This is a genomic window from Novosphingobium panipatense (assembly GCF_900182875.1).
Taxonomy (GTDB): domain Bacteria; phylum Pseudomonadota; class Alphaproteobacteria; order Sphingomonadales; family Sphingomonadaceae; genus Novosphingobium; species Novosphingobium panipatense.
The window spans coordinates 1-1,246 of sequence record NZ_FXUI01000059.1 but is presented as its reverse complement, the minus strand read 5'-3'; the positions used below and the strand labels follow the sequence as shown (position 1 = coordinate 1,246).

General features: G+C 61.7%; 1 protein-coding gene. It reads left to right on the top strand.

Translation table 11 applies throughout. The features are described from left to right. Positions 1–65 precede the first annotated feature (65 nt). A protein-coding gene (locus QOL62_RS19795; protein ID WP_283407312.1) for an IS3 family transposase occupies positions 66–1,219 on the top strand; the annotation gives its coding sequence in 2 pieces (ribosomal slippage) (positions 66–324 and positions 324–1,219; 1,155 coding nt in all). Positions 1,220–1,246 lie beyond the last annotated feature (27 nt).

The following is a 1,246-nucleotide window of genomic DNA, read 5'->3' as shown; positions in this document are numbered from 1 at the left end:
TGACCTGCCCCCCGAAAGGTCCCTCATTCTGATGTAGAGTCTGCCCACGAGGAAGGAGCAGACGCATGAGGAAGAGCCGTTTCACCGAGGCGCAGATCATCGGGATGATCAAGGAACAGGAGGCTGGACTTCCAACGGTGGAGGTTTGCCGCAAGCATGGCCTGAGCACGGCGACCTTCTACAAGCTGAAGGCAAAGTACGGCGGTATGGAGGTTTCCGATGCCCATCGGTTGCGGCAACTGGAGGACGAGAACGGCAGGCTGAAGCGGCTTCTGGCCGACAGCATGCTGGACAACGCGATCCTGAAGGACCTGCTGGGAAAAGGCTGACGACGCCGGGCCAGCGGCGCGACGTGGCGCTCGGTGTGATGCGGGACTACCAGGTCTCACAGCGTCGGGCCTGCGTGCTGATTGGCGTCGATCCCAAGACGGTCAGGCGCGAACGCCCGCCGGACCACGGAGCCATTCGTGAAGCCATGCGGGAGATCGCAGGGCAGCGCCGTCGGTTCGGCTATCGCCGGATCGGCGTCATGCTGGAGCGCAAGGGCATGAGCATGAACCACAAGAAGCTCTACCGGCTATATCGAGAGGAAGGCTTGTCCGTGCGCCGACGACGCGGCCGCAAGCGCGCCCGAGGCAGTCGGACACCAGTGCCGGGAGCCCTTCGCCCTGGTGACCGCTGGTCGATGGACTTTGTCTCCGATACGTTTGGCGCATCGCGCAAGTTCAGGATTCTGGCGATCAACGATGATTGCTGCCGGGAGAACCTTTGTCTGGCGGCGGACACCAGCATCTCGGGGGCTCGGGTGGCGCGCGAACTGGATGCTCTGGTTCGACTGCATGGAAAACCTGCTTGCATCGTCAGTGATAATGGCACTGAATTTACGAGCCGGGCGATCTTGCAGTGGGCCAGCAAGAACAAGGTCGAGTGGCATTACATCGACCCCGGAAAGCCCCAGCAGAACGGCTTTATCGAGAGCTTCAACGGCTCATTGCGCGATGAACTGCTCAACGAGGAACTGTTCGACAGCCTAGCCGATGCCCGCCGGAAGCTGGGCATCTGGCGCTACGACTACAACCATGTTCGGCCCCACTCGTCGTTGGGAAATCGAACGCCTGCACAAGCGCGTCGGACGTTCGTGCAGAACGATAGCATCACGCCCGACGCGCTTGTGCAGGCGAGCGTGCCGGAATACTCAACCGCAAGACTCTCGTTATGAGCGAGGGACCGCCGGGGGGCAGGTCAC